The 19,310-nt window shown below is 61.3% G+C and carries 21 protein-coding genes and 1 riboswitch; of the genes, 15 read left to right on the top strand and 6 right to left on the bottom strand.

Annotation, left to right across the window (positions count from 1 at the left end; all coding sequences use genetic code 11):
• Positions 1-70: 70 nt before the first annotated feature.
• Positions 71-289, top strand: a riboswitch (cobalamin riboswitch).
• A gap of 36 nt (positions 290-325) precedes the next feature.
• Genes V8J84_RS03270 through V8J84_RS03260 form a run of 3 tightly spaced genes read left to right on the top strand, consistent with a single transcriptional unit; the run spans position 326 to position 1,681 of the window.
• Positions 326-514, top strand: a complete 189-nt coding sequence (locus V8J84_RS03270) for a CbtB domain-containing protein (protein WP_339928170.1) — start codon at positions 326-328, stop codon at positions 512-514.
• Between the two features lie 18 nt (positions 515-532).
• Positions 533-1,216, top strand: a complete 684-nt coding sequence (locus V8J84_RS03265; RefSeq protein WP_339928169.1) for a CbtA family protein — start codon at positions 533-535, stop codon at positions 1,214-1,216.
• Positions 1,217-1,219: 3 nt separating this feature from the next.
• On the top strand, positions 1,220-1,681 hold the full coding sequence (locus tag V8J84_RS03260; RefSeq protein ID WP_339928168.1) for a hypothetical protein: 462 nt from the start codon (positions 1,220-1,222) through the stop codon (positions 1,679-1,681).
• Here the strand turns inward: V8J84_RS03260 and V8J84_RS03255 are convergent.
• Positions 1,674-2,000 carry a DUF1636 family protein gene (locus V8J84_RS03255; protein ID WP_339928167.1) on the bottom strand — a complete coding sequence of 109 codons (327 nt, stop codon included), beginning with the start codon at positions 1,998-2,000 and terminating at the stop codon, positions 1,674-1,676. The two genes, V8J84_RS03260 and V8J84_RS03255, sit on opposite strands and share 8 nt — an antisense overlap.
• Before the next feature lie 41 nt (positions 2,001-2,041).
• On the opposite strand from V8J84_RS03255, the gene cobW reads away from it, so the two are divergent.
• Positions 2,042-3,109, top strand: coding sequence for a cobalamin biosynthesis protein CobW (gene cobW / locus V8J84_RS03250; protein ID WP_339928166.1), 1,068 nt, complete (start codon positions 2,042-2,044; stop codon positions 3,107-3,109).
• Positions 3,106-3,555 carry a GNAT family N-acetyltransferase gene (locus V8J84_RS03245; protein ID WP_339928165.1) on the top strand — a complete coding sequence of 150 codons (450 nt, stop codon included), beginning with the start codon at positions 3,106-3,108 and terminating at the stop codon, positions 3,553-3,555. Before cobW ends, V8J84_RS03245 begins: the two co-directional genes overlap by 4 nt.
• Before the next feature lie 2 nt (positions 3,556-3,557).
• Here V8J84_RS03245 and V8J84_RS03240 read toward each other — a convergent pair whose 3' ends face one another.
• Positions 3,558-3,809, bottom strand: a complete 252-nt coding sequence (locus tag V8J84_RS03240) for a hypothetical protein (RefSeq protein WP_339928164.1) — start codon at positions 3,807-3,809, stop codon at positions 3,558-3,560.
• A gap of 41 nt (positions 3,810-3,850) precedes the next feature.
• Between V8J84_RS03240 and cobN the strand changes: the two genes are divergently transcribed.
• The 5 genes from cobN (at position 3,851) to V8J84_RS03215 (ending at position 9,823) form a co-directional block, all read left to right on the top strand.
• Positions 3,851-7,600, top strand: a complete 3,750-nt coding sequence (gene cobN / locus V8J84_RS03235; protein WP_339928163.1) for a cobaltochelatase subunit CobN — start codon at positions 3,851-3,853, stop codon at positions 7,598-7,600.
• A 237-nt stretch (positions 7,601-7,837) separates the two neighbouring features.
• Positions 7,838-8,446 carry a cob(I)yrinic acid a,c-diamide adenosyltransferase gene (gene cobO, locus V8J84_RS03230; protein WP_339928162.1) on the top strand — a complete coding sequence of 203 codons (609 nt, stop codon included), beginning with the start codon at positions 7,838-7,840 and terminating at the stop codon, positions 8,444-8,446.
• Between the two features lie 8 nt (positions 8,447-8,454).
• Positions 8,455-9,093, top strand: a complete 639-nt coding sequence (locus tag V8J84_RS03225; RefSeq protein WP_339928161.1) for a YrbL family protein — start codon at positions 8,455-8,457, stop codon at positions 9,091-9,093.
• Between the two features lie 8 nt (positions 9,094-9,101).
• Positions 9,102-9,449 carry a Lin0512 family protein gene (locus tag V8J84_RS03220; RefSeq protein WP_339928160.1) on the top strand — a complete coding sequence of 116 codons (348 nt, stop codon included), beginning with the start codon at positions 9,102-9,104 and terminating at the stop codon, positions 9,447-9,449.
• On the top strand, positions 9,446-9,823 hold the full coding sequence (locus V8J84_RS03215) for a Lin0512 family protein (RefSeq protein ID WP_339928159.1): 378 nt from the start codon (positions 9,446-9,448) through the stop codon (positions 9,821-9,823). Before V8J84_RS03220 ends, V8J84_RS03215 begins: the two co-directional genes overlap by 4 nt.
• 112 nt (positions 9,824-9,935) lie before the next feature.
• Here V8J84_RS03215 and V8J84_RS03210 read toward each other — a convergent pair whose 3' ends face one another.
• Positions 9,936-11,582, bottom strand: a complete 1,647-nt coding sequence (locus V8J84_RS03210; RefSeq protein WP_445285949.1) for a thiamine pyrophosphate-binding protein — start codon at positions 11,580-11,582, stop codon at positions 9,936-9,938.
• A 123-nt stretch (positions 11,583-11,705) separates the two neighbouring features.
• Between V8J84_RS03210 and V8J84_RS03205 the strand changes: the two genes are divergently transcribed.
• The gene (locus V8J84_RS03205; RefSeq protein ID WP_339928158.1) at positions 11,706-12,236 is read left to right on the top strand and encodes an NADPH-dependent FMN reductase; all 531 of its coding nucleotides are present in this window, start codon (positions 11,706-11,708) and stop codon (positions 12,234-12,236) included.
• Here the strand turns inward: V8J84_RS03205 and V8J84_RS03200 are convergent.
• Positions 12,233-12,634 carry a VOC family protein gene (locus tag V8J84_RS03200; RefSeq protein ID WP_339928157.1) on the bottom strand — a complete coding sequence of 134 codons (402 nt, stop codon included), beginning with the start codon at positions 12,632-12,634 and terminating at the stop codon, positions 12,233-12,235. The genes V8J84_RS03205 and V8J84_RS03200 overlap by 4 nt on opposite strands.
• Before the next feature lie 35 nt (positions 12,635-12,669).
• Between V8J84_RS03200 and V8J84_RS03195 the strand changes: the two genes are divergently transcribed.
• Positions 12,670-13,461 carry an acyl dehydratase gene (locus tag V8J84_RS03195; protein WP_339928156.1) on the top strand — a complete coding sequence of 264 codons (792 nt, stop codon included), beginning with the start codon at positions 12,670-12,672 and terminating at the stop codon, positions 13,459-13,461.
• 45 nt (positions 13,462-13,506) lie between these two features.
• Here V8J84_RS03195 and V8J84_RS03190 read toward each other — a convergent pair whose 3' ends face one another.
• Positions 13,507-14,544: an NAD(P)/FAD-dependent oxidoreductase gene (locus V8J84_RS03190; RefSeq protein ID WP_339928155.1), complete on the bottom strand. Its 1,038-nt coding sequence runs from the start codon at positions 14,542-14,544 to the stop codon at positions 13,507-13,509.
• A gap of 48 nt (positions 14,545-14,592) precedes the next feature.
• On the opposite strand from V8J84_RS03190, the gene mnmD reads away from it, so the two are divergent.
• On the top strand, positions 14,593-15,288 hold the full coding sequence (gene mnmD / locus V8J84_RS03185) for a tRNA (5-methylaminomethyl-2-thiouridine)(34)-methyltransferase MnmD (protein ID WP_339928154.1): 696 nt from the start codon (positions 14,593-14,595) through the stop codon (positions 15,286-15,288).
• Positions 15,278-16,138, top strand: coding sequence for a DMT family transporter (locus tag V8J84_RS03180; protein WP_339928153.1), 861 nt, complete (start codon positions 15,278-15,280; stop codon positions 16,136-16,138). The genes mnmD and V8J84_RS03180 overlap by 11 nt, the downstream gene beginning before the upstream one ends.
• 42 nt (positions 16,139-16,180) lie before the next feature.
• Here V8J84_RS03180 and V8J84_RS03175 read toward each other — a convergent pair whose 3' ends face one another.
• Positions 16,181-18,265: a lytic transglycosylase domain-containing protein gene (locus V8J84_RS03175; protein ID WP_339928152.1), complete on the bottom strand. Its 2,085-nt coding sequence runs from the start codon at positions 18,263-18,265 to the stop codon at positions 16,181-16,183.
• 152 nt (positions 18,266-18,417) lie between these two features.
• On the opposite strand from V8J84_RS03175, the gene dapA reads away from it, so the two are divergent.
• Positions 18,418-19,290 (top strand): 4-hydroxy-tetrahydrodipicolinate synthase, encoded by an 873-nt coding sequence (dapA, locus tag V8J84_RS03170; RefSeq protein WP_339928151.1) that lies wholly within the window; start codon positions 18,418-18,420, stop codon positions 19,288-19,290.
• The last annotated feature ends 20 nt before the right edge of the window (positions 19,291-19,310 follow it).

Here is a 19,310-nt window from a genome sequence, read left to right as displayed (position 1 = left end):
CCCATCGGGCAACAGCGACGCCCACCCTCGTACATGGGCTTTTCACCTTGACGCAGCCTGCGACAAAGGCGCACAAACAAACCTGCATGGTTCCCCAAGCGGTGCAAAGCATCCGGGGATGAAATGGGAATGTGGAACGGGCCGATCCTGACACGGGAGGCCCCGCGCCACAGCCGCCCCCGCGACTGTATGCGGAGAGCTGCTTGTCAAAAAGTCACTGGGCAACCGGGAAGACGACAAGCCGCATCGACCCGCAAGCCAGGAGACCAGCCCTGCACTGTAAAAACCCAACCCGTCGGGTGTGACGGGGACAAGGAGAACGACCATGACTAAAAACGCGACAACACGCGCCGCCACGCTGCCCAAGACTTCCTCGGCCACGACGACTCTGTCGATCCTTGCCGCTGCGGTAATCGGTCTGGGCATCATTTCCGTTGCAGGCCACGTGCAAGCAGCCACGTTGCATGACGCTGCACATGATGTGCGTCACGCCACCGGCTTCCCCTGCCACTAATCTAGCTACCTCACAGCTATGTTTCCCAAAATCGCTGTCAGCGCGTTGATCGCTGGCTTTGGCGCAGGCTTGTTCGCGGCTCTGCTCCAATTCATGTTCGTGCAGCCAATCCTGCTGCACGCCGAGCTTTTTGAACAAGGCGCTTTGACCCACTTCGGGGCCATCGCATCAGCGGCCCAAGTTCCGTCCGGAGGCAGCATCGATTTCACCCGCGACGGCCTCTCGGTGCTGTTTTCGGCACTGATCTATGTCGGCTATGCCTTTGTGCTGCTGGCCGTAATGTCGCTTGCCGAAGAACGCGGAGAGCCGATCACACCGCGCAGCGGATTGATCTGGGGGATCGCCGGCTTCATCACCGTTCAGCTTGCCCCCGCGTTTGGCCTTGCGCCTGAACTGCCCGGCATGAACGCGGCTGATGTCACCGCCCGCCAGATCTGGTGGTTTGCCACCGTGGCGGCCACCGGCATCGCGCTGTGGTTGATTACATTCGGACGCAACTGGGCGCTTTGGGGCGCGGCTGTCATTCTTTTGGCGATGCCACACATCATCGGCGCGCCAATGCCCGACACGCTGACCGGACCTGCCCCGCCCGAACTGGGCGCTGAATTTGCCGCCCGCGTGCTGGGCACAGGCCTGGCCGTCTGGTCCGTGCTTGGCCTGCTGGCTGGTGCCGTCTGGACCAGCAAACTGGCCGAGGTATAGGCGATGCGTGCGCTTCTTCTATTTCTGATCGGTCTGTTTCTGGGCGGTGGCATCGGCCTTTTGGCTGGTGGCTCGCTTGAAATGGAAGGCCACGCCCATGATCATTCAGGCCATAGCGACATGGACCATGACCATTCCGCGCTGACCCCTTGGCCCACCGATACACCTGCGCCTGATCTGTCCATCGCACTTCTGGAGGATGGCCCGACATCGCGCAATCTGCACATCATGGCTGATGGCTTTGACTGGACACCCGAGGCGGTCAATGGCCCCGTCACGGGAGGTGGCCACGCCCATGTTTACGTCAACGGCGAAAAGGTGGCGCGCGCATATGGCCCGTGGGTGCATCTGACCGATTTCCCGACCGAAGGCCCCGTCACCGTGCGCGTCACGCTGAACGCCAACGATCATTCCGGTTGGTCATTAGATGGCGTGCCGCTGGCCACAGAGACAGAGTTCAAATGAACGGCGCGCGGCCCTTCAGGCAAAATCGCAGACGCCCCGCCGGACGGGCATCTGTGATCCACCCGTCGCCCTGCGCATCATACAGCGCCAGAAACGCACGCACGTCCGCAGCATCCGCGACCTGCACGCCTGAGAATAAATACGTCGCCTTGGCTTGCGCCTGCACGGCCATTGCCACAGGCCCCTCGCACATCGACAGGCAGTCGTGCATCCGCACGGTCCAGCCTTCCACTTCACCGACAGCCGCCGCCAGCGCCGCCCCTTCGGGGTCCGCACCACGCGCCGCACATGTCGCACAAATTGTCAGCGTTCCGGTCATGGCCCAGCCCTACCGCAGCGCCCCTAGATAGGACAGTCCCCATGGCCGCAAAAATCCCCGCAACCGTTGTCACAGGTTTCCTTGGTGCCGGTAAAACAACCCTGATCCGCCACATGCTGCAAAACGCCCAAGGCAAACGCATCGCACTGATCATCAACGAGTTCGGCGACCTTGGCGTCGATGGCGATATCCTCAAAGGCTGCGGAGATGAAACCTGCCGCGAAGAAGACGTGGTCGAGTTGTCCAACGGCTGCATCTGCTGCACCGTCGCCGACGACTTCATCCCAACCATGGAAAAGCTGCTGGACCGCGACGACAAGCCCGACCACATCGTGATCGAAACCTCCGGTCTTGCACTCCCCCAACCCCTTGTCCGCGCGTTCAACTGGCCCGGCATTTCCACCCGCGTCACCGTTGACGGCGTCGTCACTGTTGTCGATGGCCGCGCCGTCACCGATGGCCAGTTTGCGCACAACGTCGCCGCTGTCGACGCCCAGCGCGCGCAGGACGAAAACCTCGATCACGAGACACCCCTGTCTGAGCTTTTCGAAGACCAGATCGCCTGCGCTGACATGATCGTCGTGAACAAATCCGACCTGCTGTCAGCGGATGAGGCCAAAGCCCTCACCACCCGCCTGAAATCCGAAAGCCGCGACGCCGTGCAAGTGGTCAAAGCCTCCATGGGCGCGCTCCCCGTCGACGTCCTGCTCGGCCAAGGCATCGGCGCGGAAAGCGATCTGGACGCACGTCACGAAGTCCACCACCATCACCACCACGACGACGATCATCACGATGATGACCACCATCACGACCACGAACACGGCCACGACGAATTCGAAAGCTTCATCGTCACACGCGGTGAAATCGCGGATGCCAAGGCCTTCACCGCGCAGGTCACCGACACCATCCGCGCCCACAACATCCTGCGCCTCAAGGGCTTTGTCGCCGTAGAAAACAAACCCATGCGCCAGACCCTGCAAGCCGTCGGCCCCCGTGTGGACACATACTTCGACCAACCCTTCGGCGATGCACCACGCGAAACCCGTCTTGTCGTCATCGGTGAAGCAGGCCTCGATCAAGCGGCAATTACAGCCGCCCTCACCGCATGATCATCATCGCCCTCACTGATCCGCACGAGCCGCAGGCGACCGCGCTGCTCAAGCAAAGCCACGCGCTGATGGAAAGCCTTTTCCCGCCAGAGGATAACTTCTACCTCGATATCAATGACCTGACCGCCGACCACATCCGCTTTTACACAGCGCGCGAGGGACAAGAGGTGCTTGGCACCGGTGCGCTTGCGATCAAATCAGACTACGGCGAGGTAAAATCCATGTTTGTGTCCGAGGCCGCACGCGGCAAAGGGGTCGCCGCCGCACTTTTGCGCCAGATCGAAGACACCGCCCGTGACGAAGGCTTGCCAATCCTGAAGCTCGAAACAGGCAACGTCCTGCACGCCGCACACCGACTATACGAACGCCACGGCTTTACAAAATGCGGCGCGTTCGGCGATTACGCTGACGCCAAATCATCAATCTTTATGGAAAAGCCGCTGTGATCTCAGGCCTTATCCTGCCGCGCGCGCCCCGGAACATTGCGGCCCTCGTCCTTATAGGTGTCGTCTGCCGGATCGGACGGCACATCGTATTTGGTTTCCTTGGCCGGGTTCTGCGCCTTTTTCATGCGCAACAACAAATCCGCTTTTGCCTCGGTTGCGCCGAACGGCTTTTTCGCGCTGCCGTGCTGGTTGTGTTCGCGGTGTTTAGGGGCGTTCTTGCCCATCTTGGGCGCGCCTGCTGCTTTGTAATCCATGGTGATCTCCTTTGGCTTGCCCCTTTATCTAGGCCACAATCATGCACTTACTAGCCGCCACCCCCGGCGCAATTTCCGACGGGCAGGAACCTGTCGATCTGGGCCAGACCCCCGCCGACGTCGTGGTGATCTCTGCTGCCGATACCGAACTGGCCGCCCTGTCCGACGCGCGCGCGCAGATGGATGCACCGCCGCCGCTGCGGCTGGCCAACATGATGCACTTGCAACACCCCATGTCGGTCGATCTGCATCTGGACGATTGCGCCACAAAATCTCGCCTTGTCATCGCCCGCGTGTTGGGCGGCGCTGGCTACTGGAAATACGGTCTGACCCAATACGCCGCCCGCCTGCACGAGGCTGGCGTCACCTTCGTGGCCCTGCCCGGTGATGACAAACCCGACGCCGAACTGCGCGGCCTCTCGACCTGTTCCGACGAGGACTACGATGCGCTTTGGTCCTACCTCGTCGAAGGCGGGCCCGAAAACAGCACCCACTTCCTGCGCTACGCCGCCGCGATGCTGGACGGCTCGGAAAAGCCACCCGCCGCCAGCCCGCTTCTGAAGGCAGGCATCTACTGGCCGGGTGAAGGCATTTCTGACGCCACAGCGGTGCACGCCCGGTGCACGTCCGGTGCACGCGTTGTGCCGATCATTTTTTACCGCGCATTGGTCCAAGGAGGCGGCCTCAACCCGATCAACCGCCTCACCAAATCGCTCCTCCGCGCGGGCCTCACCCCGCTCCCCATTTTCGTGGCCAGCCTCAAAGATCCGCTCTCTGTCGCCACCCTCGACACCATCTTTTCCGCCGCACCGCCTGACGTGATCCTCAACTGCACCGCCTTCGCTGTCGGCTCTCCGCACGATGGCGACGACAGCCCGCAAAACCCTTTGACAATGGCCTCCGCGAACAAAGCGCCCGTGTTCCAAGTCGTCCTCTCCGGCGCATCCGAAGCCACATGGGCTGACAACCCCCAAGGCCTCACCGCCCGCGACATCGCGATGAACGTGGCCCTGCCAGAGGTCGACGGCCGCATCCTGTCCCGCGCGATAAGCTTCAAAGGCGAGGCGTATTTCGACGAAGCAACCGAATGCCCCATCGCCACCTACCAAGCCCGCGGCGATCGCATCGACTTCGTCACAAACCTCGTTAAAAACTGGACCACACTGCGCGATAAAGCACCTGAAAACAAACGCATAGCCCTCGTCCTCGCCAACTACCCCAATAAGGATGGCCGCCTCGCCAACGGTGTCGGCCTCGACACCCCCGCCGCAACGGTCCACGTGATGAACCTTCTGCGCGACGCAGGCTACGCCACAATCCCACCTGCCGACGCGAGCGCCCTGATGGGCCAGATCATGGCGGGCCCCACCAACTGGCTCACTGACCGCGCCGAAAAAGAAGGTGGCGCATTCCTCCCTCTCGACGTCTACCAAAAACACTTCAACGCCCTCCCCTACACGGTCAAGCAACAGATCACCGACCGCTGGGGCGACGCGGAGGCTGACCCCTTCATTTGGCCAGAACAACTCCCGCCGGAGGCTCCCGCAGACGCAACCAGCGCAGGCTTCAAACTCAGCATCCACACCTTCGGCAACGCCACCATCTGCCTACAACCCGCGCGTGGCTACAACATTGATCCGGTCGAAACATACCACTCCCCCGACCTCGTACCACCGCACAATTACTTGGCGTTCTACTTCTACCTCCGCCACCACTGGCAGGCCGACGCAATCGTCCACATGGGCAAGCACGGCAACCTCGAATGGCTGCCCGGCAAAGCCGTTGCCCTCTCGGAAACCTGCTGGCCCGAAGCCGTCTTCGGTCCCACACCCCACGTCTATCCCTTCATCGTCAACGACCCCGGCGAAGGCACGCAGGCCAAGCGTCGCACGTCCGCCGTCATCGTCGATCACCTCACCCCGCCACTGACCCGTGCCGAAAGCTACGGCCCCCTGCGCGATCTCGAGGCCTTGGTCGACGAATACTACGAAGCCGCAGGCGTGGACCCCCGCCGCATAGACCATCTGCGCCGTGAAATCCTTTCCTTGTCCGAAGTCACGGGCCTTGCCAAAGATGCCGCTTTCACAGGCGACAAAGACGGCGACCTTGCCAAACTCGATGCTTACTTATGCGAACTCAAAGAGGCACAAATCCGCGACGGCCTGCACATCTTCGGCCAATCGCCCACAGGCACCCTTGCCCGCGATCTGACCATCGCACTGGCCCGCGTACCGCGTGGCGATGGGAAGGGTGGCAATGCATCACTGCTGCGCGCGCTGGCAACCGATCTGGCCCTCACTATCGACCCGCTCGATTGTGATCTGGCCGCACCTGCGCCTGAAAAGCCTGCCGCACTGACACATCTCACCTCCGACACATGGCGCACGAATGGCGATACTGTCGAACGGCTCGAGCTATTATCGCAACGTCTCCTCACTGGCGAGACAGACCCGCAAGGGCTGGCGAGCGCCGCCGTGCTGGATGAAATCAAAAACACCATCACGCCCAAAGTCACTCAATCCGGCCCCGCCGAGGGCGCTGGCCTGCTCACCGCCCTCTCAGGCCAATTCCTGCACCCCGGCCCGTCCGGCGCGCCAACCCGTGGCCGCCTCGACACTCTGCCCACTGGCAAGAACTTCTATTCCGTCGACAGCCGCGCCGTCCCTACCCCCACCGCTTGGGCACTGGGGTGGAAATCGGCCAACCTGCTCATCGAAAAGCACCTGCAAGACCACGGCGACTGGCCACGCACCATGCTTCTCACCGCTTGGGGCACCGCCAATATGCGCACCGGCGGCGATGACATCGCCCAAGCCCTCGCTCTCATGGGCTGCAAACCCACATGGGACAGCGCCAACAGGCGGGTCACAGGGTTTGAGGTCCTACCGCAATCCGTCCTCGCCCGCCCCCGCGTCGACGTTACCCTACGCATCTCCGGCTTCTTCCGCGACGCTTTCCCGCAACTCATCGCACTCGTCGACTCAGCCGCGAAAGCCGTTCAAGCCTTGGACGAGCCCGCAGACATCAACCTCGCCGCCGCCCGCGCCAAACAAGGCGAAGACACCGCCCGCGTGTTCGGCTCCAAACCGGGCGCATACGGCGCGGGCCTGCAAGCGATGATCGACGAAAAACTCTGGGCTGACAAAGCCGACCTCGGTGCCGCCTATATCGAATGGGGCTCCTATGCCTACGGCGCTGGCAACGATGGACGCCGCGCCAAAGACGATTTCACCCAGCGCCTGTCACAGACAGAAGCCGTCGTCCAGAATCAGGACAACCGCGAGCACGATATCCTCGATTCAGACGACTACTACCAATTCGAAGGGGGTGCCGCAGCCGCTATCTCGACGATCCAAGGCCGCGATCCCACGATCTACCACAACGACCATTCCCGCCCCGAACGCCCGCTGATCCGCACGCTGGATGATGAGATTGGCCGCGTCGTGCGCTCCCGCGTGGTGAACCCCAAATGGATCGCAGGTGTCATGCGCCACGGCTACAAAGGAGCCTTCGAAATGGCCGCCACGCTGGACTACCTCTTCGCTTTCGCCGCCACCACTGGAGCTGTGCAAAACCATCACTTTGATCTGGTCGAAGAGGCGTTTCTGGCCGACGACACCGTCCGCCAATTTATTGCCGACAAAAACGCACCTGCGCTGCTTGAAATGGCCCAACGCCTGCAAGAGGCGATCGACCGCGATCTCTGGCAACCCCGCTCAAACTCCGCACGCGCGCGGATCGCAGGTCTGTTGGATCAGATGCCCGCCGCCAGTGCGGCCACACCGAAATAGCTCATGAAAATGACCAAGGAAAAAATACGCATCTTACTGCCCCGTTCTTTTTTGCTACCTAAAGCGTTAGCTGCCGCGCTTGTCCAACGGCATGGGAATTTTGGCGACATTGCGGCACAAACTGACGTGTCCGTGCCACACTGCCCTGTTCGCTGACCCAACGCCTGATCCGCCGCAGAGTTGCACTTTTTCTCAAATCACCCCAAGTTCGCCCTAGCCCCGAAAGGACCCCGCGCCATGACCGAAGACACCGATCGCCACGCCATGAAGATGGCCAAGAAAAAGGCCGCCCGCGATAAGATCATGGCGACAAAGACTGATAAGAAAGGTCTGATCGTGGTCCATACCGGTAAAGGCAAAGGCAAGTCCTCTGCCGCGTTTGGCATGATTTTCCGCTGCATCGCGCATGACATGAAATGCGCCGTTGTGCAGTTCATCAAGGGCGGCATGTCCACCGGCGAACGTGATTTGATCCTGTCAAAATTCAGCGACACCTGCGCGTTCCACACCATGGGCGAAGGCTTCACATGGGAAACGCAGGACAAATCGCGCGACACCGAAATGGCGCAGGCCGCTTGGGCAAAGGCGAAAGAGCTGATCCTTGATGAGACCAACCACATGGTCCTGCTGGACGAGATCAACATCGCGATCCGCTATGATTACGTGGATATCGCCGAGGTCGTTGAATTTCTGGCGACGCAAAAACCCGACATGACCCACGTTGTCCTGACAGGCCGCAACGCCCACGACGACCTGATCGAAATCGCGGATCTTGTGACCGAAATGGAGCTGGTCAAACATCCCTTCCGCTCCGGCATCAAGGCGCAGATCGGCGTCGAATACTAGGGCCGCGCATGATCGACCTCAACGGTCAGGACCCGGTAGCGGAAGGCACCCAGCGCTGGATTTACCGCCATCCGCATGATCCCGCGCGCCTGCTCAAGGTGCTCAAACCGCTGGCCGACAGCGCGGGACGATCCGCACTGGCCACAGCAATCGAACGACAATTTCCCGCCACGCGGACCCGCTGGGCGCGCAAGGAGTATGCTGAATATACGCGGGTCATGCTAGCGCATCGGGCGCCCGTGCATTTGCCGATCAGCCACCTCTATGGTCTGGCGCACACCTCCCGCGGGTTGGCCTGTGTCACTGACGCTGTTGTTGAAAACGATGCACTTGGCCCCCAGCTTGACAGGTCACTTTCAGACGCCGATCTTGCACTTTTGAACGACACACTGACGCGCCTACGCCAATTCGACATCCGCGCGAGCGATATCACACCCCGCAATTTTGTCTTTGGCCAGCGCAGTCTGGACGGACAGACAGGACCGCGCGAATGCGTGTTAGTCGACGGGTTTGGTGATATCCACGCGATCCCTGTCCGGTCATGGGGGCAATGGTTCAACGGTCGCGCCTTGTCGCAAAGTTTCGCCAATCTTGCCCGCCGCCTGAACCTGCGGTGGGACGCAACCACACAGCAGATCACACGATAGGAAACCCGATGCCCAAAACCCGCGTTCTGACCGAATTTGGCATGGGCACCAGCCTGCGCCGACAGGATTACACGCAAGCCGCCAAGCGTGCCTTGCAGGATGCGCTTTGGCACAATTCCATCAACATGGCCGAGCTTTACGGATTTCCGAAAGAGGCGATGCTGATCGACGTGGAAATCGCCGTGCAAGATCCCGATGCCGTCGATACCGCCGCCCTTCTGGACATCTTTCCCTATGGCCAGCCCAGCGTGTCCGTGCATCAAGGCGGCCTCGATATTCCGCGGCCTGACGGAAAACCCACCGTGATCGCCAACGCCGCGATCAACGTGTCCTTCGATATGGAGCCCACAAAATGAGCGATCACAAATCTGACCGGCGCATCATCATCGAAATGGGCATGGGCAACGACCTGCACGGCATGGACTATCAAAAGGCAGCCACCCGCGCGATCGAGGACGCGATGCGCCATTCCACCCTGCCGATCTTCGAGACGACAGATCTGTCCCACACGGATATGCGCGTTCAGGTCACCGTCGGCGTGCAAGACCCGTCCGCACTTAATACCGATGCACTTGCCGCCAGGCTTCCACGTGGCCGCGCCACCGTCACAGCCACCCATGGCGGCCACAACGTCCACAATCCGCAAACAGGCGAAACAGCCGTTATTGCCACAGCCGCGATTGAGGCGTTCCTGCCCGATCAATCCGGAAAATGGACGCTGAACAGCTAACCGCCGCCCTGCTTCTTTTGGACAAAAATACTTCCCCGCGCGGGTAGCGCAAAACCGCAGAGCCGGATGGCTCTGCAAAACATCGCGTGCGCGCACCGCGCGCTCATTTCCGTCAGTCTTGATCGGGCAATGACGCCCCCGTCGACAGCACCTTTGGATCAAGCACACATTCAATCACAGCAACTGTCCCACTGGCCTGCGCCCGATTGAAAGCCGCCGCAAACTGCGCCCCCTCTGTCACTGTCTCCCCGTGCCCACCATACGCGCGCGCAAGGGCCGCAAAATCGGGCGCTGCCATATCCGTGCCCGACACCCGACCGGGATAGTGCTTTTCCTGATGCATGCGGATCGTGCCATATCGTCCATTGTTCATCACAATCACAATCGGCTTGGCCCCGTGCTGCACCGCCGTCGACATCTCGTTCAGTGTCATCTGGAAACACCCGTCACCGGCCAGACACACAACCGTCCGGTTCGGATACTCGAGCGACGCCGACACCGCCGCCGGAAAGCCATAGCCCATCGACCCGCTTGTGGGCGCTAACTGGGTCCCGTGCTGCTTGTAAACAAAATACCGATGCAGCCACGCCGCATAGTTTCCTGCGCCGTTGGTCAGCACCGCATCATCGGGCAAGTTTTCCGACAGCCAGCCAACAACCTCTTCCTGCTTCACCGCACCAGGACTTTCCACAGGCTCCAACCAGCTTTCGTAATCCGCGCGCGCGCCAGCGGCCCAATCGCGATGCATGTCCCACGGCGTATCGCTCGCTACAGCCTGCAACAGCCCCGCAATCGCCACAGGTGCTTTGACTGCAATCCCGACGTCTGCCGCATAGACCCTGCCGATCTCGTCCATATCCGCGTGACAGTGCATAATCGCCGCATGCGGCTTTGCCGGATCAACAAGCGTGTAGCCCTGCGTCTCGATATCCCCGAACCGCGTTCCGAGCAGAAGCAAACAATCCGCGTCCCGCACCCGCTTTGCCAGCTTGGGGTTCACTCCGACATTCAGGTCACCCACATAAAGCGGGTGCCGGTTGTCCATGTAATCCTGCCTGCGAAACCCTGCCGCGACGGGTATCCCCGTGATCTCGGCAAACTTGGTAAGGTTCTGCGCCGCCTCGGCCGACCAATGCGGTCCACCGACCACGATCAGCGGGGCAACCGCATCCATCAAATCGGCAATCACCGCCGAGAAGGCCATGTCTCCTGCCGTTGCAAAAGCGGGCGCGCCCATCTGCATATCCGGCACATCAGCCTGCGCGCTCAGCATGTTTTCCGGCAGCGCCAGCACCACCGGCCCCGGCCTGCCGCTTGTGGCTACACGAAACGCCCGCGCGATATATTCGGGCAGCCGCTCGGTCGTATCTACCTGTGCGACCCATTTGCATAGCCCGCCAAACATCGCCTTGTAATCCACTTCCTGAAACGTCTCGCGATCCGTCTGGCGGTTGTCGATCTGCCCGACAAACAGCACCATCGGCGTGCTGTCCTGCATCGCCACATGCACACCCGCGCTGGCATTTGTGGCCCCCGGCCCGCGTGTGACGAAACAGACCCCCGGCTGGCCCGTCATTTTGCCATAGGCCTCGGCCATCATCGCGGCACCGCCTTCCTGACGACACACGATATTGGCGATCCCGCTGTCATAAAGCCCGTCGAGTGCCGCCAGAAAACTTTCGCCCGGCACTGAAAACACCCGCCGCACGCCCAGCTTGACCAACTGGTCGCTCAGGATTTTTCCGCCATGTCGCATCATCGTGTGTTCTCCGCATCTTTGGGATGCACACTGCGTCAGCACCTGCGCACAGGCAAGGCGCTTGGCAAAATCATCGGCCAGTCTAGGTTCATCAGCAACCACCTGATCATAAGGACATAAGTCATGGCCACTCTCCTTGGCATCTCCGGCTCGCTGCGGGCCGCATCTACAAACACAGCCCTCCTGCACGAAGCCGCAAAAGCCTTTGGGCCAGGGACATTCACCCTCGCCGACCTGCGCCTGCCGCTTTACGACGGCGATCTGGAACAGAGCAGCGGCATCCCCACGCCGGTGCAGATTTTGGCCGACCAGATTGCACAGGCCGATGCGGTCATCATCTCCACGCCCGAATATAACAAAGGCATCTCCGGCGTTCTGAAAAACGCGCTCGATTGGGTCAGCCGCACCGACGGTTCGCCGTGGTCAGGCAAGCCGCTTGCCATTATGTCGGCCACAGCCGGACGGGCCGGAGGCGAACGTGCCCAGACCATGCTGGTGTCCTGCCTTGCGCCATTTCGCCCGCGCCTGATGTTCGGGCCAGAGGTGCTTGTCGGGTCCAATCAGGACAACTTCGACGACGACGGCAATCTGACCAACGACATGAACCTCAAGGCGTTGAACGAATTGATGGATAACCTGAAGGCAGCGATCTAGAGCGTGTTCGCGATCTCGATCAGATTGCCATCGGGATCGCGAATATAGATCGACATGATCGGTCCGGTTGCGCCGGTGCGGCGGATCGGTCCTTCGATGATCGTGACATCTGCGCTTTGAAGATGCGCCACCCAATCCGCCAGCGCGGTCACTGACAGAAAACACAAATCGGCACTGCCAGCGCAGGGCGCGTTGGCATGTGGCGCGAAAGGGCTTGCCGCATCGTGAAGATTGATCTTCTGATTGCCAAAGGTCAGCGCCGTGCGCGTTGATCCGTCAGCAGGATGAAACACCTCGCGCTCCATACCCAGCACATCGCAATAGAACGCTACGGTTGCATCAATATCCTGCACCGTCAGAACCAGATGGTCCAACCCTGTCAGCTTTGGCTTGCCCATTTGCGTCCCTCCCGCTTTGCGCTATCACGCGCTTTATGGCCGATGAGTTGAACCGCACGCAAACCCAAACCGATGTGATGGACCCCGCGCGCGCCCGCGCGTTGCAAGCCACGCTTGGCCAGACGCCAACACTGGAAAGCGGCGATCATCTGCCGCCATTTGCGCATCACATCTATTTCTGGGACCCGCAACCGCCCGACCATTTGGGGCGCGACGGTCACCCTGCCACAGGCACGTTCATCCCCGATCTGGGCCTGCCGCGGCGCATGTGGGCCGCTGGTCGGTTGGTATTTCACAAACCGCTTCTGACAGGCGTGCGTGCTGAAAAAACGAGCATGATCGAAAGTGTGACCCGCAAGGACGGACGCTCTGGTCCGCTGGCGTTTGTGCGTATCCGTCACGACATCAAACAACGCCACGGTCTTGCGATCAGCGAATGGCAGGACCTTGTCTATCGCCCTGACGACGCCCCCGCCGGCACACCGCCCGTCGCCCCGTTAAGCGAGACGCACGCCACACCTGTAAGCTTCACGACAACGCAACTTTTCCGCTACTCGGCGCTGACCTTTAACGGCCACCGTATCCACTATGACGAAGACTACGCGCGCCAGACCGAAGGCTACGATGGCCTTGTCGTCCATGGTCCACTTCTTGCGCACCTGCTGATGGACCTTGCCCAGCGCCACCTTGGCACGCTGAAAACCTTTGCCTACCGCGCCACCGGCCCGCTGATGCACACCGACACCGCCGATTTGTGCTGGAAGGGCGGCACGCTCTGGGTCCGTCGCGCCGACGGCCGGCAAGCGATGGAAGCCCAAGCCACGTAAGGTGCGACCTCCAGCATCATTTTGCTAAAATACTCAAATCCGCACTCACAAACTGCGCGCGGCCCGAAAATCATCCGGCACGCGGTCCACACCTTCAAGCACCAGATCGGCCATGACCTCGCCCATCAGTGGGGCCATACCAAACCCGATCTTGAAACCGCCGTTGGCCACAAAGGCGCCCCCCTCAAACGGATGATGTCCCAGCATCGGCGCGCGGCTGCGGCTGCGGGGGCGCACCCCCGCCCAGCGTTCGAGCACTTTCGCCCCCTCAAGCACCGGAAACGCCGCCAGCGCGCGGGCGTGAACTGCGTCCAACTGCGCGTCGGTGCCGGATGGATCATCAAACTCCCGCTCTGAGGTCGATCCAATCGCAACCGTCCCGTCATCATGCGGCACAATATGCAGCGCGTCGGCAAAAAGCTGTGGCTGACCTGCCGCATCATATGCCAGCAGCAACGCCTGCCCCTTCACGCCATTGCCCACAAGCCGGTGGTGCTGCGCTGTCATCTGCTCCAGCCCTTGCCAACCGGTTGCCCACACGACGCGCCCGTCCGGTGCACCATCCGTTACAATCTCGCCACCCAGCGCTTGCACTGCCGACGCCAAGGCCCTCACCGCCTGACGCGGATGCACCAGCGCAGACAGCGTGTCCCGCACCATCAAGCCCGAGGCCGACGGCGGCTCCCATCCAGCGCCCGTGGCGGGTATAATCTCCCAAACAGCCTTGTCCTGCCAAAGCTCCGTCGCTCCAGCTGCGCGGGCTTGCGCCAATGTGACCGCAGCATCATCTACCAAAGGCTGCAACCGCCCGCTCCGGCGGTATCCGGTCGCCAGCCCCGACCGTTCCTGCACACCATCCCAGAACGCTTGCGCCACGATCAGGCTCTCGAACTGAAACGCCTTCTTCGCATTCCACTGCTCTGGCACATGCGGCGCCAGCGCACCGACGATCCCGCCGCTGGCCCCGGCACCAACGCCCGCCGGATCAATGACCCGCACCTGCGCCCCGCGCAGCGCACAGGCATAGGCCACCGACAGGCCGAACACGCCCGCACCCATCACTGTCACATCCGCCGTTGCCATTTGCTGCCCTCAAAGCCATTGATTGGTCAGTGCATAAGGCAAACCCGCATGACCGACCAGACAACAGGGCAGACACCGGACCTGACATGGCGCGACACCGCCCTTGGCCGCGTGCCGGTGTCCACCCGCTTTGATGACCCGTATTATTCGCTCGATAATGGTCTGTCCGAGACGCAGCACGTGTTTCTGGGTGGCAACGATCTGCCCGCCCGCTTCCGCGACGGCTTTCACATCGCAGAGCTTGGGTTTGGCACCGGCCTGAATTTCCTCACGACGCTTGCCGCATCGGGCAACCGCGCGGGCCACCTCCACTTCACCAGTTTTGAGGCTTACCCCATCACAGCAAGCGAGGCCGCCGCCTCACTATCGGCTTTCCCGTCACTGGATGCACAGCCCCTGATCAATCACTGGGACGCGATCTTTACCGGCCCCACCCAAATCACACCGCAGGTGACGCTGCACGTCATGACCGGTGACGCCCGCAAGACCGTTCCGCAATGGAATGGACAGGCGGACGCTTGGTTCCTTGACGGTTTCTCCCCCGCCAAAAACCCGGAGCTGTGGGAGCCGTCCCTGATCAAATCGGTCGGCAAACACACAGCGCCGGACGGCACCGCCGCCACCTATTCCGCCGCTGGCCACGTCCGCGCGTCGCTTACCGCTGCGGGATTCACCGTCACCCGCCAACCCGGCTTTGGCCGCAAACGACACATGACAACAGCTGTGATGACACATGCAGAATAACACCCGCGCTGGCATCTTCCTGATGATCGCGACAACCTTCGTGTTCGCGGTGCAAGACGGCATCTCCCGCCACCTCGCGGGGGAGTATAACGTGCTGATGGTGGTCATGATCCGCTACTGGTTCTTTGCCGCCTTCGTCATCGCCATTGCCCGCCGTCAAGCCGGATCGGTGCGCGCCGCTGCCGCCACAACACAACCCGTCTTGCAAATCTTTCGGGGCCTCCTGCTTGCTGCCGAAATTTGCGTGATGATTGCGGCCTTCGTCGCGTTGGGCCTGGTGGAAAGCCACGCGATCTTTGCCAGCTATCCGCTCATTGTGGCGGCCCTCTCCGGTCCTGTTTTGGGCGAAACGGTCGGTTGGCGCCGCTGGGCCGCCATCGCAGTGGGCTTTGTCGGCGTACTGATCATCCTGCAACCGGGCATCACCGTTTTTGCGCCGGCCGCGATCATCCCGCTGGTCTCTGCACTGATGTTTGCGCTTTATTCCCTGCTCACCCGCTATGCAGCCCGCCGCGACAGCGCGGCCACGTCCTTTTTCTGGACAGGGACAGCAGGGGCGGTGCTGACCACACTGATCGGCATCTGGTATTGGGAACCGATGGTTGCATCCGACTGGATGTGGATGGCCTGCCTTTGCGTCACAGGCGCAAGCGGGCATTTTCTGCTGATCAAATGCTACGAAATGGCCGAGGCTAGCGCGGTGCAACCCTTTGCCTACCTGCAACTGGTTTTCGCCAGCGTCATCGGCCTCTCAATCTTTGGTGAAACGCTGGAACTGCATGTGGCGGTTGGTGCGGCTATCGTCATCGCGGCGGGTCTGTTCACGCTTTTTCGGTCACGACGCGCCTGACGGGATGGCGGGAGGGGCGTCGCGGAACGCGCGCGCCTCCCGTCATCCTCCGGGGCGCGAAATCGGCCTGATCCCCTGCACCCCGCTTGGCCGTGGCAAGGCCGGCGGCGCTGCCACCGCTGGCGCGGTTGATGTCGAAATTGCCGCAGGTTCAACAATCAGACTGCCGTCATCGCGGGCGCGTGGCCGGATCAACGGTTTGGCCCCGATCAACAATGCACGGAATTGCACAGGTCCGCTCAGCCCGTTCAGGCGTGCCTCATAGACAGGGATCGATTCAGTGACCCGCATCGCGTAATTGCGCGTCTCGCGAAACGGGATGTGCTCAATCCAGTCCACCACATCCACCTCGCCCAGTCGCGGATCGCCACGCTCGTCCATCCAGCGCAGCGGGCGGCTTGGCCCCGCATTGTATCCCGCGGCCATCTGAACAGGAGAATAGCCGAACTGGTCGCGCAACCCGGCCAGATACTGGGCGCCAAGGATGGCATTGTATTCCCAGTCGGATGTCAGCCTGGCCTTGGTGTAAGGCAGCGCCAGCCCGTTTGACACTTCACGCGCCGTGGCCGGCATCAGTTGCATCAGGCCCTGCGCACCGACGGGACTGCCCGCGCCGGTGTTGAATTCGCTCTCGCGCCGCGCAATCGACAGCGCCAATGACATCGGCACCGGCAAATCCATCTGCGTCATGTCATGCAGCGGAAAATAAACCGATGGCACAACAACCCCGCGCAATGCAGCCGCCTTCCCCAGCAAGACCGCGTAATAGCTCTCGTCATTGTCCTGCAACCACGCGCCAAATCGCCCGACACCATCAGCATCAAGCGTGCGCCCCAGTTGCGCGACAAAGCGGATCGCTAACCCGCGTTCGTTAGCGTCAATCAAGGCGATTGCGGCGCGGATCATGTCGTCTTCCATCACCGCCGCGCCTTGCCAGTCGGTTGCATCAGACGCCCCCGACAGCGCCGGATCATAGTCCAGACCCAGCTTTTCAGCGGCCAGTAGGCCGTAAAATCCTGTCTGGTACTGGCCACCTTCGGCATAGGCTGCAGCCGCCGCGTTTGCGTCGCCCAGCGCCTCATGTGTGCGCCCGATCCAATATCCGGCCCGTCCTTCCGAAATCGGGCTGTCCACAGCCGCAGCAAAATTCTCAAAATGCGCCAGCGCCTGTGCGGGCTTATTCAGATATGTCAGCGACAGATATCCCGCCAACCATTCCAGATCAGCGTAGGCAGAGCCTTCGGTCAGAAAATGATCCGAGGCCAATGCATAGGCCGACGCAATCCGCCCCTCGCGCATTTCCCAACGGGCCAAGGACCGCCGCCAGCCCGACCAGCGAAACGGCTCACCCAGCGCGGCAGCACTGACGGATCGTTCTTTCAGGATGGCAATCGCCTCTGTGCGGTCGCCCTTATCAGCAAGCCAGTTGTAACGGTCGTAGGCAAATCCGGGCGTATCAGCCAGTTCATCGGGCACGGCAGCGACCCGCGTTGCCACATCACCGGTATTGCGAATGTAGCCCACCCGCGCGCGCAGCAGTGCCACCTGATCATCGTCTAGAAGCGGAACCATCCGCTGCGCCGCCGTCGTGCGCCACCGCCACAAAAGTGCGTCGGTGCGCGCCTCATGATGCGGTGCCAGCACGTCGCCAAACCGGCTTAGCATCAGCGCCTGTGCCGTTTCGGTCAGCGTCAATTCAAGCCACGCGGTGACCAGCACCTCTTCCGCCTGCGTTTGTTGACCTTGCGCAATCAGCGCCTCGGCCAAACGCACAGCGCCTTGTCCTGTTTGCGGCACGGCATCGGCAAACCAATCCAGCACGGTCGAGGGCGCCAGATCACTTGGCATATCAACCTCGGCGCGCGCCCTGATCCTGTCCTGATCCGGCCAATCGGGGCGGGCTGCCAGAAAGGCGCGGTATTGCGCAAAGCTGCCGTCGCCCTCGCGCAACATGATCCACTGCACCACATCCTGCATCAGCGGGTCGTCTTCGGCCAGCTCCATCGCGGCGGCATAATCAGCGTCGGCTGCGGCATCAATCGCAGGCGTCATACCGTCAGGTATCGTCTGTGCGGCCACCCCGAAGGGCATAATGCAAAACAGCCAGATCGACCAAATCCGCTTCATCACAATCACTTTCAAAAAGAACACTGTACAAGATAATATCTCTTGGCCAACTGACAACGGAGAAACTTGGCTTTCGGCGGAAACGCGACTAGTGTCCGCGCGACATCAAACGGGGGGCGATCTGCCCCGCACAGCGATAAAGGAAACGCGTCATGTTCAAGGGATCAATGCCCGCACTTGTCACGCCGTTCAAGGACGGCAAAGTGGACTTTGACGCGCTGAAAAAACTTGTGGACTGGCATGTCGATCAGGGCAGCCACGGCCTTGTTCCTGTCGGCACAACCGGCGAAAGCCCCACCTTGTCCCACGCCGAGCATGATCAGGTGGTCGAGGCTGTGGTGACCGCCGCCGCAGGCCGCATCCCTGTGATTGCCGGTGCAGGATCGAACAATACCGTCGAGACCGTGCGCCTTGTGATGGCCGCAAAAAACGCCGGTGCGGATGCGGCACTTGTCGTCACGCCCTATTACAACAAGCCCACGCAAGCGGGCCTGATCGCGCATTTCACGGCTGCTGCCGACTGCGGCCTGCCGATCATCATCTACAATATTCCCGGTCGGTCCGTGGTAGATATGACCCCTGCCACGATGGGCGAATTGGCCAAGCACGAGATGATCGTCGGCGTCAAAGATGCCACGGCTGATCTGTCGCGCGTCCCAAAAACACGGATGACCTGCGGACCGGATTTCATCCAATTGTCCGGCGAGGATGCAACGGCGCTCGGCTTTAACGCCCATGGCGGCAAGGGCTGCATTTCGGTTACCGCCAACGTCGCGCCGAAACTTTGCGCCGAATTCCAGAACGCCACGCTGGCCGGAGACTACGACACCGCGCTAACACTGCTGGACCGTCTGATGCCGCTACACGAGGCTGTCTTTACTGAGCCGGGTCTGGTGGGCGCAAAATACGGTATGTCGCTTCTTGGTCTGTGCAGTGACGAGGTCCGCTTGCCGCATGTCGGTCTGACGGATGGTGTAAAAGACAAGATGCGTGACGCAATGGTGCATGCGGGCCTGCTGAACTGATCCGTCAGGGTGGCGGGGTC

It is taken from the genome of Yoonia sp. 208BN28-4, from assembly GCF_037543925.1.
Lineage (GTDB): Bacteria > Pseudomonadota > Alphaproteobacteria > Rhodobacterales > Rhodobacteraceae > Yoonia.
The sequence above is the reverse complement of the archived record's forward strand: the minus strand, read 5'-3'. Positions and strand labels throughout refer to the sequence as shown.